We start from the raw sequence: 17,265 nt of genomic DNA, 5'->3' as shown, positions 1-17,265 counted from the left end.
AAAACGAAAATGCTGGTCTCCGTTGCCAGAGGCCAGCATCAGAAATCAAAGCGGCAATGGCCAGCTCATCGTTTGGTCGGGTTACGACGTGTCAGCCACTCTTCCAAATAGTGGATATTGGTACCACCCTCTAGGAACTTCGCGTCCACCATCAAATCCTGGTGCAGCGCAATGTTCGTGCTGATGCCTTCAACCACGGTCTCTAGCAGAGCAGTGCGCATACGCGCAATGGCCTGGTCGCGGGTGTCGCCGTACGTGATGATTTTGCCAATCATCGAGTCGTAGTGAGGCGGCACAAAGTAGTTGTTGTACACATGCGAGTCCACGCGCACACCCGGGCCGCCAGGTGCATGCCATGTGGTGATGCGTCCAGGCGAAGGTGTGAACTTGTAGGCATCTTCAGCGTTGATGCGGCATTCAATGGCATGGCCCTTGAACTCAACCTGACGCTGGGTGAAGGGCAGCTTTTCGCCGGCCGCCACCATGATTTGGGTGCGAACAATATCCACGCCGGTAATCAGCTCAGAGACAGGGTGCTCAACCTGCACGCGGGTGTTCATTTCAATGAAGTAGAACTCGCCGTTTTCGTACAAGAACTCGAACGTGCCCGCACCGCGGTAACCAATCTTCTTGCAAGCAGTCACGCAGCGCTCACCGATGCGCTCGATCAGCTTGCGAGGAATACCTGGAGCCGGAGCTTCTTCAATCACCTTTTGGTGACGACGCTGCATGGAGCAGTCGCGCTCGCCCAGATAAACGGCGTTCTTGAAGGTGTCGGCAATGACCTGAATTTCCACGTGACGCGGATTTTGCAGGTACTTTTCCATGTAGACCGCAGGATTGCCGAAAGCTGCAGCAGCTTCCGCCTTGGTCATTTGCACGGCGTTCACCAAAGCAGCTTCGGTGTGTACCACGCGCATGCCGCGACCACCACCGCCACCGGAGGCTTTGATGATCACAGGGTATCCCACGGCCTTGGCAATGCGCTTGATCAGTGCAGGATCGTCAGGCAACTCACCGTCCGAGCCGGGCACGCAAGGCACGCCTGCCTTGATCATGGCTTGCTTGGCCGAAACCTTGTCACCCATGATGCGGATGTTCTCGGGTGTCGGGCCAATAAAGGTGAAACCGCTTTTTTCAACGCGCTCGGCGAAGTCAGCGTTCTCAGCCAAGAAGCCGTAGCCGGGGTGAATCGCCTCAGCATCCGTCACTTCGGCAGCCGAAATGAGTGCAGGCATATTCAAATAGCTCAGTCCCGAGGGCGCTGGGCCAATACACACGGCTTCGTCGGCGAGCTTGACGTACTTGGCATCTCGGTCGGCTTCGGAATAAACCATCACCGCTTTGATACCCAGCTCACGGCAAGCGCGCTGGATGCGCAGGGCAATTTCGCCCCGATTGGCAACCAAAATTTTCTTAAACATGAAGTTCCTCGCAGCTTGTTGCCTGCGCCTCAGCACAGACCACTGCCAATGACCCAGTCGCGCAGCCAACGGCTAGCGCACCTTGGCGCTGCAATGCAATCAGCATGCAACGCCTCATGACCTATTACTCGATCACGAACAGGGGTTGACCGTATTCCACAGCCTGGCCGTTTTCACCCAGCACGCGAACAATGGTGCCGCTCTTGTCAGCTTCGATCTCGTTGAGAATTTTCATGGCTTCAACGATGCAGATCGTGTCGCCTTCTTTGACTTGGCTTCCCACATCCACAAAAGCCTTAGCACCTGGGCTGGAGGCACGGTAGAAAGTGCCAACCATGGGCGACTTGACGACGTGACCTTCAGCAGCGGCAGGGGCTGCGGCGACTGGCGCGGCAGCAGCTGCAACTGGGGCTGCCATTACGGGTGCAGCTTGCATAGGAGCGGCAACATACTGCTGCACGATACCTTCGCTCTTAACAATACGGACCTTGCCCTCTGCTTCGGTGATCTCTAGTTCCGACACATTCGATTCGGACACCAGATCAATAAGGGTCTTGAGTTTTCGCAAATCCATGGGAGCTCCAGCGACTTAATTCTAAACAGGGCGCGAATTTACCTCAAATTCGGCCTTCTGCGCGCATTAGCGCATAATTTTCAACAACACCACCGGGGAATTGGAGTCGCCTACACTTTTCTGACGGCAAGAGCAATGTTCATTCGCTCTATTGACTCCAACTTACCAGATCTTCGCTGGAAAGCTCCCCTATTTTACGCTGCTTGACTTGGCCTTGGGCATCGAACAGAACTGTGAACGGCAGGCCTCCCTGTAAATTCCCCAAGCTTCGAGTCAGGCCCAAACCTCCTTGAATCGCAATTCCTACAGGGAATTTCACCGGTTGTCGCTGCAAAAAACGCAGCACCGATTCTGGCTTATCCACCGCCAGACCAACGACTTGAATACCCTGCGCGCCTTGTTTTTGCGCGAATTCACTGAGCATGGGCAGCTCTTTGATGCAAGGCGGGCACCATGTCGCCCAAAAATTAAGCAGCACAGGGCGGCCTTTGAAATCTGCCATGGCAAATGGTTTGCCATCCGGGGTTTCAAAAACCTGACTCCACAACTGTTCTTGAGCGCCTGATTCCACGGGCTGCGGTTGGCTGCGCTTCCATGCAAAGCCAGCGCCCGCAGCAGCGGCCACGCCAGCCACAGCCCCGATCAGCGAAAGGCGGCGGCGCGAGCCCGTTTGGTGTTGTGGTTTGGGGTTAGGTAATTCACTCATCACGACTCTCTTCAAGCAACTTACGCAAAGCCTTGGCATCACCACGCGGGCTGCGCCCACGGCTATCGGGCTTCATGGCACCGCGCATATCGTCATGGTCATACACCATCAGATGCACGCCAACAGTTTCATTAAGCGGTTTGCACAGAGAGTGGATTGATAGCGCTTCCACCGGTTTGCCTTGAAATCCCTTCACCGTACTCGCTTCGTAGGAAACCTGCTTATTGATCAAGGCAATTTCAGCGGACTTGGAGTCGTCGCAAAACAATTGCAGATAAATATCAGATAACCGGGTCGCAGTACCGCGCCAAACCGCCCCGGCCAAGTGCGGGCGAAATTCCTGCAGCCGATCCATCCAAACCAGCGCCAGCTCACGCAGCGCCTGCAGCTCTTGCGGCTGGGTGTCGCCGCAGAACAGCTCTATATATTCACGCACGGCTTCTTCAAGCTGCTCGTTATCAGGCAGTGCCGTACGACTGGGCAAGGCCAACTGGCGCACGGCCCGCTGCTTAGCAGGCCCCCAATCCAGCCCTTCTTCAACCACGATGCGGGCCGCTGTTTGAGCGATTTCAGTCGTCACGTTATCCAAACTCATAGCAAGCTTCCTTTGAGTCCACAGCGATGTGCTACATCGGGGCATTAAAAAGCATTGTGACCCATGAAAGAGAAGCTACTTCGCCCTATTTCGCACATGAAATATTTTTGATAGCAACTAGTCACAGGTAGACCTCAAGATCAAGGCAAAAATACGATTAACTCAATGTAAATAAAGGACTGCCAGCTATTACTTTAGTAAGAAAGATGGCTACAAGCGCCTACCGGGCTCACCGCTTGCGCCCAGACCTGACACGTAAACGTAGAATCCCCCGCCATGCACATTCATATTCTGGGTATTTGCGGCACCTTCATGGGAGGTCTGGCCGCCTTGGCGCGTGAAGCGGGTCACAAAGTGACGGGCTGTGATGCGGGCGTTTACCCGCCCATGAGCGATCAGCTGCGCCAGTTGGGTATTGAGCTGATTGAGGGCTATGGCGCCGATCAAATAGCGCTCCAACCCGATATGTATGTGATCGGCAACGTAGTCAGCCGCAAACACCTGCCCGATGGCTCGCCAAAATTTCCGCTGATGGAAGCGATTTTGGACACCGGCGCGGCCTACACCAGTGGCCCACAGTGGTTGGCTGAACATGTTTTACGCGGACGCCATGTATTAGCGATTGCGGGCACACACGGCAAAACCACCACAACATCCATGCTGACATGGGTGCTGGAATGCGCAGGCCTGCAACCGGGCTTTTTAGTGGGCGGCGTACCGCTGGACTTTGGTATTTCAGCCCGTTTAGGTGCCCCAGAGCGCCCCGCAACCGGTCCCGGCCCTGCGGGGGACGAGCCCGTGTTTGTGATTGAGGCCGATGAATACGACACGGCCTTCTTCGACAAGCGCAGCAAGTTTGTGCACTACCGCCCACGCACTGCTGTGCTGAACAACCTTGAATTCGATCACGCCGATATATTTGATGATCTCGCAGCCATTGAGCGCCAATTTCATCATTTAGTGCGCACCGTGCCAGCAAGCGGACGCGTGGTGACCAATGGCCTTGAAGAAAGCCTGACCCGAGTATTGGGTCAGGGCTGCTGGAGCGAAGTGCGCTCTTTCGGCTCTGCTGTCAGCGACTTCAGCGCAGAAGGCGACGCCAGCGACTTTGCCGTGCTGCGCCATGGCAAAAAGGTGGGCCAATTAACATGGTCCTTGACCGGCGTGCACAACCAGCTCAATGCTCTGGCTGCCATTGCCGCGGCGGACCATTTAGGCGTTAGCGCTGAAGTAGCTTGCGAAGCCCTTTCGCGCTTTCAAAACGTCAAGCGCCGCATGGAGTTGCGCGGCTCCGTGAACGGCATCGAGGTTTATGACGACTTTGCCCACCACCCCACCGCCATTCGCACCACGCTAGACGGCCTGCGCCGCAAGATCGGCCCAAAAGCCCGCATCCTTGCTGCATTCGAGCCACGCAGCAACACCATGAAGCTGGGCACGATGAAGAGCCAGCTGCCTTGGTCGCTGGAAAGTGCCGACTTGGCCTTCTGCCATACCGCCGGCCTAGACTGGGATGCCGCTGAAGCTCTGCAGCCCATGGGCGAACGTGCTCAAGCGACAGACAACATCGACACATTAATTGCCCAAATCACTGCGGCAGCCCTACCCGGCGACACCATTGTCTGCATGAGCAATGGCGGCTTTGGCGGAATACACGCCAAACTGCTTGAAGCGCTGAAGTAAGCCAGAAGCAAAAATGCCCGCTGAGAAATCAACGGGCATTTTTTAAAACTGGAACAACTCCAAGCCAGTGACAGCAAGCAAGGGCCGCCCCGCAGCGTGGCTGTCGTCCCCCTTGGGGGAAGCCGCGCAGCGGCTCAGGCAGTGTTCAATAACTTATCGACATTGCAGGCACATCCACCCGAATCAGGGGCTTGGACAACACGGCCTGCGCGGCCACAGCATAAGTGTTGCGCCAGTCTGTGCTCTCAAACAATTCAGGGCGATTTTGCGCTTCACGCGCAACGACCACCAATTTATCGGCGAGCAAAACCTTGCCTGTAGCGCGCAAAGGCTCGCATTCGAGCGAGGTGAATTGCTGATCCAGCCAACGACGACCTTCGTCCGAACTGACTGTAGGCAAAGACTGAGTATCCACGCGGTATTCAAGATCACCATCTAAGACCACGATTACTTCACTACGCATAAATCGCCTTTCACTTCTGGTGACTGTCGCACCATTCATTGTCATGACCACAGCTTAATAGTGGCCTCTTGGCTGAAAACGCTACAAGCTGACAGCTTGCAAACAGCAGCGATAACCTATGCAGGGCTGAAAATTCGATTCAAGCATCACCGCGGTTACCGAAACATACCGTGAACAGCGCTAAAAAATCAATTAATTTGATAGCAGCACATTCACATTTGATATGAATATAGGGGTGAAAGTGCTTTTTTCAACCCCCATTAAGAAACCGTAACCTCGTTGTTATTAAGAGCCGCTAACGAAACCCTTGATAGGTTGTTGCTTCGCGCCTAGTCTCAAACACAAACCATAGCTTTGCTCGGTGGTGTGAGTCGCTCTAAGTCAGAGTTCTCTAGGCTTGAAATTTCAACGAGAGCACTTACATACTTAAAAATTACTTGCCAGCAGCACAACGCATTCAGGACCACATCATCATGACCGCTGAAAACATCTATCAAGAATTACGCGAGCGCCTGCAGCAACTGGAGTTAGAGCTGCAAACCCAGAAGCTTTGGTCTGCGGTCGCGCCTGACCCCAAGGCGCTGGAGTCCACCACACCTTTCATGTATGACACCCTCAAACTGCATCAATGGCTGCAGTGGGTCTACATTCCGCGTCTGCGCGCCGTGATTGATGCCAAGGGGGCTCTCCCCCATCAAAGCCATGTTTACCCCTTGGCTAGCCACGAGTGGGAACAAAGCACAGACTTCGATAAAAGCAATCTGCTGCGTCTAATCAACCGCATCGATGCCTGCCTTAACGGATCCGATATAACGCCTGACTCAGCACCGGACTCCACACACTAATCCAAAGCGCTAGTCGATCTATGTCAATTAGCAAACAGGCCACAGGGCAATCGCCTTGTGGCCTGTTTTTTTAGGTCTTCAGCTTCAATCAGGCAGCAACTGCCGCTTCTTTATTACCAACAGCAGCAGCTTGGCGGCGCTTGAGCACCGCTTGTGACAGCTCTTGCATGGTGGCGACGGAGTCATCCCAGTTCAAGCAAGCATCGGTAATGCTCTGGCCATAAGTCAGCTTGCTGACTTCATCTTTGCCGGGTGTGAACTTCTGGGCACCGCCGACCAGGTGGCCTTCAATCATTACGCCAAACACGCTGTTGGAACCGCCAGCGATTTGAGCGCCGATGTCACGGGCAACGTCAATTTGACGCTCATGCTGCTTGCTGCTGTTGGCATGGCTGCAATCCACCATCAAAGTAGGCGTCAGGCCAGCAGCTTCCAAATCCCTACAGGCGGCAGCGACATGCTCTGCCTCGTAGTTAGGCGTCTTACCGCCGCGCAAAATCACATGGCAGTCTTGGTTGCCGCCGGTGTGCACGATAGCGACTTGGCCATTCTTGTGTACCGACAAAAAGTGGTGACCGCGGCTGGCGGACTGAATCGCATCCGTTGCAATACGAATATTGCCGTCGGTGCCATTCTTGAAGCCGATAGGCGCCGAGATACCCGAAGCCAACTCGCGGTGTACTTGGCTTTCCGTGGTACGAGCACCAATGGCTCCCCAGCTGATCAAGTCGCCAATGTACTGGGGAGAGATCACATCCAAGAATTCGCTGGCCGCTGGCACGCCCAAACGGTTAATGTCGATCAGCAACTGGCGTGCAATGCGCAGGCCTTCGTCGATGCGGTAGCTTTGATCCAAGTAGGGGTCGTTGATCAGCCCCTTCCAGCCCACTGTGGTGCGAGGCTTCTCAAAGTACACGCGCATCACCACTTCTAGTGTGTCTTTGTACTGCTCACGCACTACGGCCAGACGGCGGGCATATTCCAAAGCGGCGGCAGGGTCGTGAATGGAGCAAGGGCCGACGATCACCAGCAAGCGGTCATCCTGCGCACGCATGATGTTGTGAATGCTGCGGCGGGTGTCGCTGATCAGTGTCTCCACGGGCGTGCCGCAGATTGGGAAGAAGCGAATGAGGTGCTCTGGAGGTGGTAACACTGTGATGTCCTTGATACGTGCGTCGTCTGTCTGTCCTGTCTTGGGGGAGGCAGAGCGATACCAGGAATCAGTGGTTGAAGTGTTCAGAGCAGTCATGGCGATCTTTCGTGAAGTCTTTGATTTTGGAAAACCGGGGGAGCTGGAACGTGGGCATAAAAAAACCGCCGGGCTTGTCAGCTTCGGCGGTTCTTAGGGAGGTGTGTGCAGGGTGCGCTCAATTACCTCTCAGCCGCCGGGGGTGAGAACCAAAAGTAAAAGAAATAAGCGCGTTGCGTTTGCATGTCTTTCAATGTAGCACAGCTCTTTTGCAATGCAGCATCAGGCATCAATGCAAAAGTGCTGTCAGAAAAGCTCTTCTCCTCTGAACAGGGGAATTTTTTAATGCATTTGATATGCAATTTTTTTGCGTTTTTAATATTTTTTTAGAATTTTATTGACTAAAAAATGATCTGAAAAACAATCAATGCAATTTTTCAGCGCATCCGCAATTTTTATCTATTCGCCAATGAATGCGTTAAAAATTCGTCTCAGCCACAACTTCTAACCCTTTTAAAGGGCTAAAAATAACAAAACCCCGGGCTGCTATGCAGCGCGGGGTTTGTGCTTAAGCAGGAAAGCCTGCCGAAAATACAGCGTTAAGCCGTACCGCCGACCGTCAGGCCATCAATACGCAGCGTTGGCTGGCCCACGCCCACAGGCACGCTCTGGCCTTCTTTGCCGCAGGTTCCCACGCCAGAGTCCAGACGCATATCGTTGCCGATCATGCTGATGTGCTTGAGCGATTCAGGGCCGCTGCCGATGATGGTGGCGCCCTTGACGGGATACTGAATCTTGCCGTTTTCCACCCAGTAGGCTTCACTTGCAGAGAACACAAACTTGCCGCTGGTGATGTCCACTTGACCGCCCGCAAAATTGCTGGCGTACAAGCCCTTTTTGATGGAGCCGATGATTTCCTGCGGGTCCTTATCGCCACCCAACATATAAGTGTTGGTCATGCGCGGCATGGGAATGTGGGCGTAGCTTTCGCGACGGCCATTACCGGTGGGCTTGACCCCCATGAGGCGGGCATTCATCGAATCCTGGATGTAGCCCTTCAAGATGCCGTCTTCAATCAGCACATTGCGCTGGCTTACGTGGCCTTCGTCGTCCACATTCAGCGAGCCACGGCGATCAGGGATGGTGCCGTCGTCCAGCACAGTGACGCCCTTGGCTGCCACGCGCTGACCAATGCGGCCACTGAAGGCGCTAGAGCCCTTACGGTTGAAGTCGCCTTCCAAGCCGTGACCCACTGCTTCGTGGAACAGCACGCCGGGCCAGCCCGAGCCCAGCACCACGGTCATCACGCCTGCGGGTGCGGGGCGTGCTTCCAAGTTGACCAGTGCGGAGTGCACTGCTTCATCAACATATTGGGTGATTTGCTCGTCACTGAAATAAGCCAGACCGAAACGTCCGCCACCGCCGGAAGAGCCCACCTCGCGACGACCCTTTTGCTCGGCAATAACGGTGACCGACAAGCGCACCAGCGGGCGCACATCGGCAGCGAGCGTGCCGTCAGCACGAGCGACCATCACCACGTCATATTCACTGGCCAAACCGGCCATCACCTGTACCACACGCGGATCTTTGGCGCGGGCCAGCTTTTCCACCTTGCCCAGCAGCTCAATCTTGGCAGTACTGTCTAGCGTGCTGATAGGGTCCAGCTCGGGGTAAAGAGAGCGGCTTTGCGTAATTTTCTGCTTAGCAGCCTTGACTCGACGCGTCTGGCTTGCGCTAGAGATAGAGCGCACGGTGCGCGCAGCGTCTAGCAAAGAGGCTTCAGAAATATCGTCGGAATAGGCAAACGCCGTCTTCTCGCCGCTGACCGCGCGAACGCCCACGCCCTGGTCGATGGAAAAGGAGCCTGTCTTGACGATGCCTTCTTCCAAACTCCAGCCTTCGGCTCGGGTGTACTGGAAGTAGAGGTCGGCGTCATCCACCTGGTGCGAGCGAATTTCGGCAAGCGCGCGCGCAAGATGGGTTTCGTCTAGGCCGAAAGGCTCAAGCAGCAACTGACGGGCCGTGGCCAAGCGTTCGATGGTGGGTTCGCGGGAAATCATGTAGACATTGTAGAGATAGCTACAAATCCTGACTCGCTGGTGGATGCAGCATAAAAAAGAGCGGAATGTCACCCCACCAGGATGATCAACATTCCGCTCTATTCACTCGCCAGATTTTTGCGCTGCCCGCAATGCATCACAAAAACCTCTTAGGCCTTTGCCGCTCCCGCATGATCGGTCTTCTGACCCCTCCAGATTCATTTGTAAACGCTGTTTACACACTAAGCAAGAGATCAGAGGGAACTACTGACAATTTTCCACGCTCTAAGTGCGCCGCAGCTTCATTGAATTTGAGTCAAATCAGGCTTTGATCATTTATCAATAAAGACTTATAGCTATATTTTTAATAGCAATTTATTTTTAGATTGTTAACCATGAGGAATATGCCCATCGCCACCCGGCAACTGGCGCTGCGCCCGTGAGACTGACATCAACACCCCCAGCGCCAGCCCCAGCGTGACCATGGCTGTACCGCCATAGCTAATAAAAGGCAAAGGCACGCCCACTACTGGAAGAATGCCGCTGACCATACCCATGTTCACAAAAGCATAGGTGAAGAAAATCATGGCCACGGCCCCTGCCATCAAACGGCCAAATAATGAATTGGCGTACATGGCAATCGCCAGACCGCGCCAGACCAGCAGCAAAAAGCCGGCGAGGATGAATAAATTGCCGACCAGCCCAAACTCCTCGGAGTAAGCGGCAAAGATGAAATCGGTGGTGCGCTCGGGGATGAACTCCAAGTGGGTCTGTGTGCCAGCCATAAAGCCCTTGCCCCAAACCCCGCCCGAGCCAATCGCAATCATTCCCTGAATGATGTGAAAACCCTTACCCAGCGGGTCACGCGTGGGGTCCAGCAATGTGCAGACTCGGGTGCGCTGGTAGTCGTGCAGAAAATACCAGCTTCCACCATCAAGGCACAGTTGAGGCTCGAACCACACGATCAGCAAGATACCCACCACAGCCAAGATCACCGGCGGCACGATCAGCTTCCAAGGCAAACCCGCAAAAAAGATGACGGACAGGCCTGCAGCCATGACCAGCAGCGATGTGCCCAAATCCGGCTGCTTCATGATCAGGCCCACAGGCAGCATCAGCAGCACAAAGGCGACGGCAAAGTCTGAGGCGCGCAAATTGCCTTCTCGGCGCTGAAACCACCAAGCTAGCATCAGCGGCGTCGCAATCTTTAATAGCTCTGAAGGCTGAATCACCACCCCCACATTCACCCAGCGCGTTGCGCCTTTCTTGGTGATACCGAAGAGGAGCACGGCCACCAGCAGCGTCACGCCCAGAACATAAAGCGGTACCGCCACCTTCATCAATTGCTGCGGCGGCACCTGCGCCAGCAGGAACAAAAGGCTGGCAGCAATCAACATATTGCGCCCGTGGTCTCTAAAGCGCGTGCCGTGATCGAAGCCCGCTGAGTACATCGCCAGCAGCCCCGCCCCGGCCAGCATGGCTATAAACAGAAGCAGCAAAAAGTCAAAGCCGCGAAACAGCGGAACAATGCGTTGCAGCAAAGAGGGCTTATCAAATTCGGTGGCGGACATGGGCGGCAATTATCGGGGGAGAGGGCCTCCGCGCTCATTACAAGGTTGAGCTTTTCTGACGACTTGAAATAGATCCCCCCTCTTGAGCCCCTCGCAGGCCTTTCCCGCTGATAGGCTTGGCTGCAAACAGTCCACAATCATCAGAACTGAAAAGCCGCTTTATTTAAGAGAGGAGATTGCCGCCATGACAACCACCCACCTGCTGTATCTGCACGGTTTTCGCTCCTCCCCCCAATCCAATAAGGCCCGCATCATGGCGGACTATGTCGGCGCCCAGCACTCCAAGGTGCGCTGGTGGTGCCCACAGTTGCCGCCCTCTCCGCGCGATGCGGCGGCTTTAATTGCGGAAGGCATTGCCAGCTGGCCGCGCCAGAGCATGGCCGTCATGGGCTCATCACTGGGCGGTTATTACGCCAGTTGGGTGGCGCAGTTGGCGCGCTGCAAGAGCGTGCTGATCAACCCGGCCGTCAACCCGGCCCGGGACCTCGAGAAATACATTGGCGAGCAAGCCAGCTGGCATGACCCAGAGGACACGTTCTTCTTTCGCCCTGAATACATCGATGAATTGCGACAGCTTGATACACGAAGCATGACGCCAGCCGCACCAGAGATGGCACTCATCGCACAAGGTGATGAAGTACTGAGCTGGACGGAGATGAGTGAGCGTTACCCCCATGCGCTGCAACTGGTGCAAGAAGGCGGCGACCACGCACTGACGGATTTCCCTGAGTATCTGGGCCGGATTGACGAGTTTTTAATGCTGGCGTGAGCTGCTGCATAAACTCTAGCGCCTACAAGTTCCCCGCTCGTGGGAAAATGCGCGCCTATGCACGCACTGTTTGAAGAAGCCGGTAAATTTTTGGCCGGACGCATCCTCTCTGAAGCCGAATCCTCTGCCCAAGTCGAACTGGACTCGGGTAAGCGGGTTAAGGTCAAGTCCGCCAACATTCTTCTCAAGTTTGAGAAGCCAGCGCCTGCCGAGCTCATCGCTCAAGGCCAAGCGCAGGCAAGCGAGATCGATCTAGATCTGGCTTGGGAGTTTGCGTCGGATGAAGAATTCGGCTTTGCCGACCTAGCGCGCGACTATTTCTCGGAATCAGCCACGCTGGCCCAGCAGGTCGGCGCGCTGTTTTGCCTGTTTGAGGCACCGCACTACTTCCGCCGCGCAGGCAAGGGCCGCTTCAAGAAGGCGCCCGCTGAAATTTTGCAGCAAGCGCTGGCCGCCATTGAAAAAAAGAAACTGATTCAGGCCCAGATTGACGGCTGGGCCGAAGAGTTGGGCCGCGGCGAATGCCCGCAAGCCGTTCGCGATCAGCTCTACAAAATTCTGTTCAGACCCGACAAGAATGCGGCTGAATACAAGGCCGTCGTCGAAGCCACCCGCGCCACCAAGATGGCGCCGCTGGACTTGCTGCACCGCGCAGGCGCCATTGACTCGTCCTACCAGTTCCACTGGAAGCGCTTCCTGTTCGACAACTTCCCCAAGGGCACGGGCTTCCCGGCTCTGGAAGCGCCCCAGCCACCGGCAGACCTGCCTCTGGCCGAGGTCAATGCTTTCTCTATCGACGATTCGGCCACCACCGAAATCGACGATGCCCTGTCCGTCACCGGCTTGGGGACGGGCACGGTCACCGTGGGTATTCACATTGCAGCCCCCGGTCTGGCCATCACGCCCGGCAGCGATCTGGACAAACTGGGCCGCAATCGCCTGTCCACCGTGTACATGCCCGGCTACAAGATCACCATGCTCCCCGATGAGGTGGTGCAGATCTACACGCTGGATGAAGGCCGCGCCAACCCCGCCGTGTCGCTGTACGTGACCATCAACGAGGAAACGCTGGAGACCGTCTCCAGCGAAACCCGCCTTGAGCGCGTGCCCGTGGATGTCAACTTCCGCTACGACAAGCTCGACCACATCGTCACCGAAGAATGGCTGACCGACACCTCGATTGAGGTCGAAAACACGCCTGAGTCCTTGCTGGGTAAGCGCGAAGAGCTCACCTTTTTACAGCGCTGGTCCAAGTTCCTCAAGGCCAACCGCGAAGTGGTTCGCGGCAAGCCTGAGAACTTCAACCGCCCGGACTACAACTTCCGCCTCGTCGGCAACGACGGTGCCGAGCCCAATGGCAGCGAGCAAGTACAAATCACCGTGCGCAAGCGCGGCGCGCCGCTGGACTTGATCGTGGCCGAGGCCGCAATTGTGGCCAACAGCACTTGGGGTTTGATGCTGGCCGAGCACGGCGTGCCCGGCATTTACCGCAGCCAGGCCAGCTTGGCCCCGGGAGTCAAGGTGCGCATGAGCACCAAGGCACTGCCCCACGCCGGTATTGGCGTAAAGGCCTACTCTTGGGCCACCTCGCCCCTGCGCCGCTATACCGACTTGGTCAACCAGTGGCAAATCATTGCCTGCACCCGCCACGGAAAAACTGCCGCGCTGGCTGCTCCTTTCAAGCCCAAGGATGCAGAGCTGTTCGGCATCATCAGCAGCTTTGACGGTGCTTATAGCGCCTACAACGGCTATCAAGGCGGCATGGAGCGCTTCTGGACACTCAAGTATCTGGAGCAAAACGGTATTACCGAGCTGACAGCCAGCGTCTTCAAGGAAGGGCCCAATGGTTCTTTCTTGGTGCGCGCCGACAATCTGCCGCTGGTGCTACCGGTGCTGGGTGCGCAAAACCTGCCGCGTGGTGCGCATATCCGCATCAAGCTCGGCGAGATTGACGAGATCTCGCTGGACATCACGGGCACGCTCATCGAGCGTCTGGATGCCGAAGCCCAGGCTCAGCCCGAAGGCGACGACAGCGGCGAAGATGATGAAGATGATGCCGTAGCCGGTCCCATTGCCATTGCAGTGGATATGAACGACGCAGAAGCCCCGGCTGCTGACAAGCCGCAGCCCTGAGTTCTGCTCAACATCGCACAAACACACCACCGCATTGAAGCAATAACGCACTAACGCCGCCGTGAAACTGCCCCCCTCTTTTAAACGACTGAGTACGCTGCAGCTAACGCTGGGCGTGTCGATTGCGGTGCATGCCGTGTTACTGACCATTCGGTTTGTCGATCCTGAAAGCTTTGAGCGCGTGTTTCAAGACACGCCGCTGGAAGTGATTTTGGTCAACGCCCGCGCCAACGAGACACCGGACAAGGCTGCGGCCATTGCCCAGACCTCGTTGGCAGGTGGCGGCGATGCTGAAAAAGGCCGGGCGACCAGCCCTCTGCCCTACTCAGCCCTGACCGCTGTGGGCGATGATTTTGAGACCAAGCAGCACCAGCTCGACGCCATGCAGGAGCAGCAGCACCAATTGCTGACCCAGCTGCGTCAGCAGGTCGCTGCACTGCCGCCCATTGACCCGCGCCTGAGCACCGAAAACCCGGACAAAGAATCGCAAGAAGAGAAGCAACTGCAACTCATCAAGATGCTCGCCGAGATTGAAAAGCGCATCAACGAAGAGAACGCACGCCCCAAAAAGCGCTACATCAGCCCCTCGACAAAGGAAGCCGTGTACGCCGTCTATTACGACGCGCTACGCCGCAAGGTAGAAGACAAGGGCACAGAGAACTTCCCAGAAAACAAGGGCAAGAAACTGTACGGCGAGCTAGTCATCGTGCTGACCGTGAACCACGATGGCCGCGTACTCTCGACCGAGGTGGTACAAGGCTCAGGCAACCGGATGCTGGATACGCGTGCCGAAGCCATTGCCCGCGCTGCCGGCCCCTATGGCCACTTTGGCCCGGCCATGCGCGCCAAGGCCGATCAAATTGCCGTGGTCTCACGCTTTCGCTTCAATCGCGACTTAACGCTGAAAACCAACGTGAACTGATTCCTAGCAACAGCTCTTGCTGCATCATCTGCGGGCTATCAGCGGTCTGCTAAATAACCCCGACTTTCATGACTGCCATCACAGACTCGTACTGCGTTGCCGGCAACCCTGTTGCCCACAGCCGATCTCCTTGGATTCACGCCCGCTTTGCGCAGTTAACGGGGCAAGCACTCAGCTATGAGCGCACGCTGGTCGCGCTCGACGGCTTTACGGCCTTTGTGCAAAACTTTGCCGCAGCCGGCGGCAAGGGCTGTAACGTCACCGTGCCCTTCAAGCTGCAAGCAGCCGAGCTGGCCATCAGCGCCAGCGAACGCGTACGCCTGGCCGGCGCCGCCAATACGCTGATCTTTAGCGGCAGCGGCATTCATGCAGAAAATACGGATGGCCTAGGCCTTGTGGCTGACATCACCCGCAATGCAGGCGTCACGATCAACGGGCGCGATGTTCTTTTGCTGGGCGCTGGTGGCGCAGCAGCTGGCGCTTTGGGCTCGCTACTAGAGGAAAAGCCACGCCGCATCGTGGTGGTAAACCGCACCTATGCCAAGGCACAGGCACTAGTCGAGCAACACGCAAACATTGCTTTGCTACATAAAGTAGAGCTACAAGTCATTGATAAACAAGCACTAGAAGCCGATTTAACTCAAAATTTCGACATCATCATCAACGCTACCGCCAGCAGCCTCGGCGGTGCCGAAGTACCGGCTCCCGCATCTGTGCTGCGCGCAGGCAGTCTGGCTTACGACATGATGTACGGCCCTGCAGCCAAGCCATTTTTGGACTGGGCCAGCGCACATGGCGCAGTCGCTAGAGATGGCTTGGGTATGTTGGTCGAGCAAGCCGCAGAGTCCTTTGCCTTGTGGCGCGGCGTGCGCCCGCCGTCGGCCCAAGTACTGGCTGAATTGCGCGAGCTGCTGCAAGCCACAACAGCTCATTAATACAGCTCATTCATTCAGCCCGTTCATTGCACCTATTCGCCATGAAAGCCTTTGCTCGCCTGCTCTTGCTGGTACTCTGCGCCAGCGTGCTGCTACAGCTATTTTTTGTAGCGCGCATCGCAGCAATGGCTTGGCTTGACTCAGAATCTACCACCTATCAGCGCTCTGAAGCATGGCAGTTGGCGAACAGCCAAGACGGCCTGCGCTGGCGTCAACAGTGGGTGGATTACGCTCAAATTTCCAGCAACCTCACCCGTGCGGTGATTGCTTCAGAAGACGCCGGCTTTCTAGATCACCACGGCGTTCAGTGGGAGGCCATTCAAAAAGCCTACCAACGTAATGCAAAGGCAGAGGCTAAAGCCGAGTTAGCTGACAACGGCAAGCCTGCCAAGGTCTATGGCGGCTCCACCATCACCCAGCAACTGGCCAAGAACTTGCTGCTATCGGGTGAGCGTAATTTCTTGCGCAAAGCGCAAGAGCTGCTGCTGGCCCAATTGCTAGAACTGATGCTGAGCAAACAACGTATTTTGGAGATTTACCTCAACAACGTGGAATGGGGCCAAGGCGTGTTTGGTGCCGAGGCTGCAGCCCAACACTACTTTCGCAAAAGTGCAGCCCAGTTGAGCGCCAGCGACGCAGCCCGCCTTGCCGCCATGCTGCCTGCACCAAAACGCTTTGAAAAAACGCCACAATCGCGCTACCTGGCGCAACGCGCACGCACTATTGCGCGATATATCCCGATGGTGACCGCACCTTGAGAAGCGCTACATTCAAACCATGCGAATTTTAGGAATCGACCCCGGCCTGCAGACCACGGGCTTTGGCGTCATCGACATGGATGGGCAGCGCCTGTCCTATGTGGCCAGCGGCACTATCCGCACCAACAAAATGGAACTAGGCGACCTGCCGGGCCGTCTCAAAGTGCTATTTGACGGCATCTCTGAAGTTGCTTCGCGCTACAGCCCAGACTGCTCGGCGGTGGAGATCGTCTTCGTCAACGTCAACCCCCAATCCACCTTGCTGCTGGGCCAGGCACGCGGCGCGGCGCTGACGGCACTGGTCAATGCCAACTTGCCGGTGTCTGAATACACTGCCCTGCAAATGAAAAAAGCCGTGACCGGCCATGGCCGCGCCGCCAAAAATCAAATTCAGGAAATGGTCAAACGCCTGCTGCAACTACCCGGCCTGCCCGGCCCCGACGCGGCCGATGCACTGGGGCTGGCTATTACTCATGCACATGCCTATGCAGCCATGAGCTTGATGGCCAAATCCACCGATCTGCAACGCAAGCAGCACGCCATGTTTAAGGGTGGAAGAGTCTATTAACCCACTGTGTTGCTTTGCGGCGTCCTCCACGCGGGACGGCAACCCCGCCGCAGGGCGGCCTTGCTTGCTGCCTCTGAGTGAGGCTCTGCGA

16 protein-coding genes are annotated in these 17,265 nt (G+C 56.1%); 8 read left to right on the top strand and 8 right to left on the bottom strand.

All coding sequences use genetic code 11. From position 1 onward, the window contains the following. Positions 1–65 precede the first annotated feature (65 nt). The 4 genes from accC to KUF54_RS15485 all read right to left on the bottom strand — a co-directional run bounded on the left by accC (position 66) and on the right by KUF54_RS15485 (position 3,299). Complete coding sequence (gene accC, locus KUF54_RS15500) at positions 66–1,424, bottom strand: acetyl-CoA carboxylase biotin carboxylase subunit (RefSeq protein ID WP_219343656.1); 1,359 nt, start codon at positions 1,422–1,424, stop codon at positions 66–68. A gap of 124 nt (positions 1,425–1,548) precedes the next feature. Beyond that, the gene (gene accB, locus KUF54_RS15495) at positions 1,549–1,998 is read right to left on the bottom strand and encodes an acetyl-CoA carboxylase biotin carboxyl carrier protein (RefSeq protein WP_219343655.1); all 450 of its coding nucleotides are present in this window, start codon (positions 1,996–1,998) and stop codon (positions 1,549–1,551) included. Between the two features lie 148 nt (positions 1,999–2,146). Beyond that, positions 2,147–2,704: a TlpA disulfide reductase family protein gene (locus KUF54_RS15490; protein WP_219343654.1), complete on the bottom strand. Its 558-nt coding sequence runs from the start codon at positions 2,702–2,704 to the stop codon at positions 2,147–2,149. Then, positions 2,697–3,299 carry a hypothetical protein gene (locus KUF54_RS15485; protein ID WP_219343653.1) on the bottom strand — a complete coding sequence of 201 codons (603 nt, stop codon included), beginning with the start codon at positions 3,297–3,299 and terminating at the stop codon, positions 2,697–2,699. Before KUF54_RS15485 ends, KUF54_RS15490 begins: the two co-directional genes overlap by 8 nt. Before the next feature lie 276 nt (positions 3,300–3,575). Between KUF54_RS15485 and mpl the strand changes: the two genes are divergently transcribed. After that, the gene (mpl, locus tag KUF54_RS15480) at positions 3,576–4,982 is read left to right on the top strand and encodes a UDP-N-acetylmuramate:L-alanyl-gamma-D-glutamyl-meso-diaminopimelate ligase (protein WP_219343652.1); all 1,407 of its coding nucleotides are present in this window, start codon (positions 3,576–3,578) and stop codon (positions 4,980–4,982) included. A gap of 145 nt (positions 4,983–5,127) precedes the next feature. On the opposite strand, the gene KUF54_RS15475 is transcribed toward mpl, so the two are convergent. Then, on the bottom strand, positions 5,128–5,445 hold the full coding sequence (locus KUF54_RS15475; protein ID WP_219343651.1) for a hypothetical protein: 318 nt from the start codon (positions 5,443–5,445) through the stop codon (positions 5,128–5,130). A 473-nt stretch (positions 5,446–5,918) separates the two neighbouring features. Between KUF54_RS15475 and KUF54_RS15470 the strand changes: the two genes are divergently transcribed. Next, a complete protein-coding gene (locus KUF54_RS15470; RefSeq protein WP_219343650.1) occupies positions 5,919–6,290 on the top strand; it encodes a YqcC family protein in 372 nt (123 codons plus the stop codon). 88 nt (positions 6,291–6,378) lie between these two features. Here the strand turns inward: KUF54_RS15470 and KUF54_RS15465 are convergent, their stop codons facing one another. The 3 genes from KUF54_RS15465 to rodA all read right to left on the bottom strand — a co-directional run bounded on the left by KUF54_RS15465 (position 6,379) and on the right by rodA (position 11,089). After that, positions 6,379–7,539, bottom strand: a complete 1,161-nt coding sequence (locus KUF54_RS15465; RefSeq protein WP_255576158.1) for a 3-deoxy-7-phosphoheptulonate synthase — start codon at positions 7,537–7,539, stop codon at positions 6,379–6,381. 539 nt (positions 7,540–8,078) lie between these two features. Then, positions 8,079–9,539, bottom strand: a complete 1,461-nt coding sequence (gene tldD / locus KUF54_RS15460) for a metalloprotease TldD (protein ID WP_219343649.1) — start codon at positions 9,537–9,539, stop codon at positions 8,079–8,081. 368 nt (positions 9,540–9,907) lie between these two features. Further along, on the bottom strand, positions 9,908–11,089 hold the full coding sequence (gene rodA, locus KUF54_RS15455; RefSeq protein ID WP_219343648.1) for a rod shape-determining protein RodA: 1,182 nt from the start codon (positions 11,087–11,089) through the stop codon (positions 9,908–9,910). A gap of 184 nt (positions 11,090–11,273) precedes the next feature. Between rodA and KUF54_RS15450 the strand changes: the two genes are divergently transcribed. The 6 genes from KUF54_RS15450 (at position 11,274) to ruvC (ending at position 17,174) form a co-directional block, all read left to right on the top strand. Next, the gene (locus KUF54_RS15450; protein ID WP_219343647.1) at positions 11,274–11,858 is read left to right on the top strand and encodes a YqiA/YcfP family alpha/beta fold hydrolase; all 585 of its coding nucleotides are present in this window, start codon (positions 11,274–11,276) and stop codon (positions 11,856–11,858) included. 57 nt (positions 11,859–11,915) lie between these two features. Beyond that, a complete protein-coding gene (locus KUF54_RS15445) occupies positions 11,916–13,991 on the top strand; it encodes a ribonuclease catalytic domain-containing protein (protein WP_219343646.1) in 2,076 nt (691 codons plus the stop codon). A gap of 61 nt (positions 13,992–14,052) precedes the next feature. Continuing rightward, positions 14,053–14,913 (top strand): energy transducer TonB, encoded by an 861-nt coding sequence (locus KUF54_RS15440; RefSeq protein ID WP_219343645.1) that lies wholly within the window; start codon positions 14,053–14,055, stop codon positions 14,911–14,913. Positions 14,914–14,981: 68 nt separating this feature from the next. Continuing rightward, positions 14,982–15,848 carry a shikimate dehydrogenase gene (aroE, locus tag KUF54_RS15435; RefSeq protein ID WP_219343644.1) on the top strand — a complete coding sequence of 289 codons (867 nt, stop codon included), beginning with the start codon at positions 14,982–14,984 and terminating at the stop codon, positions 15,846–15,848. A gap of 41 nt (positions 15,849–15,889) precedes the next feature. Then, entirely contained in the window at positions 15,890–16,606 is a 717-nt protein-coding gene (gene mtgA, locus KUF54_RS15430; RefSeq protein ID WP_219343643.1) for a monofunctional biosynthetic peptidoglycan transglycosylase, read from the top strand. 19 nt (positions 16,607–16,625) lie between these two features. Beyond that, positions 16,626–17,174 (top strand): crossover junction endodeoxyribonuclease RuvC, encoded by a 549-nt coding sequence (gene ruvC, locus KUF54_RS15425; protein ID WP_219343642.1) that lies wholly within the window; start codon positions 16,626–16,628, stop codon positions 17,172–17,174. Positions 17,175–17,265 lie beyond the last annotated feature (91 nt).

The organism is Comamonas sp. Y33R10-2, from assembly GCF_019355935.1.
Taxonomy (GTDB): Bacteria; Pseudomonadota; Gammaproteobacteria; order Burkholderiales; family Burkholderiaceae_C; genus Comamonas.
This window is presented reverse-complemented; position numbering and strand designations above follow the sequence as displayed.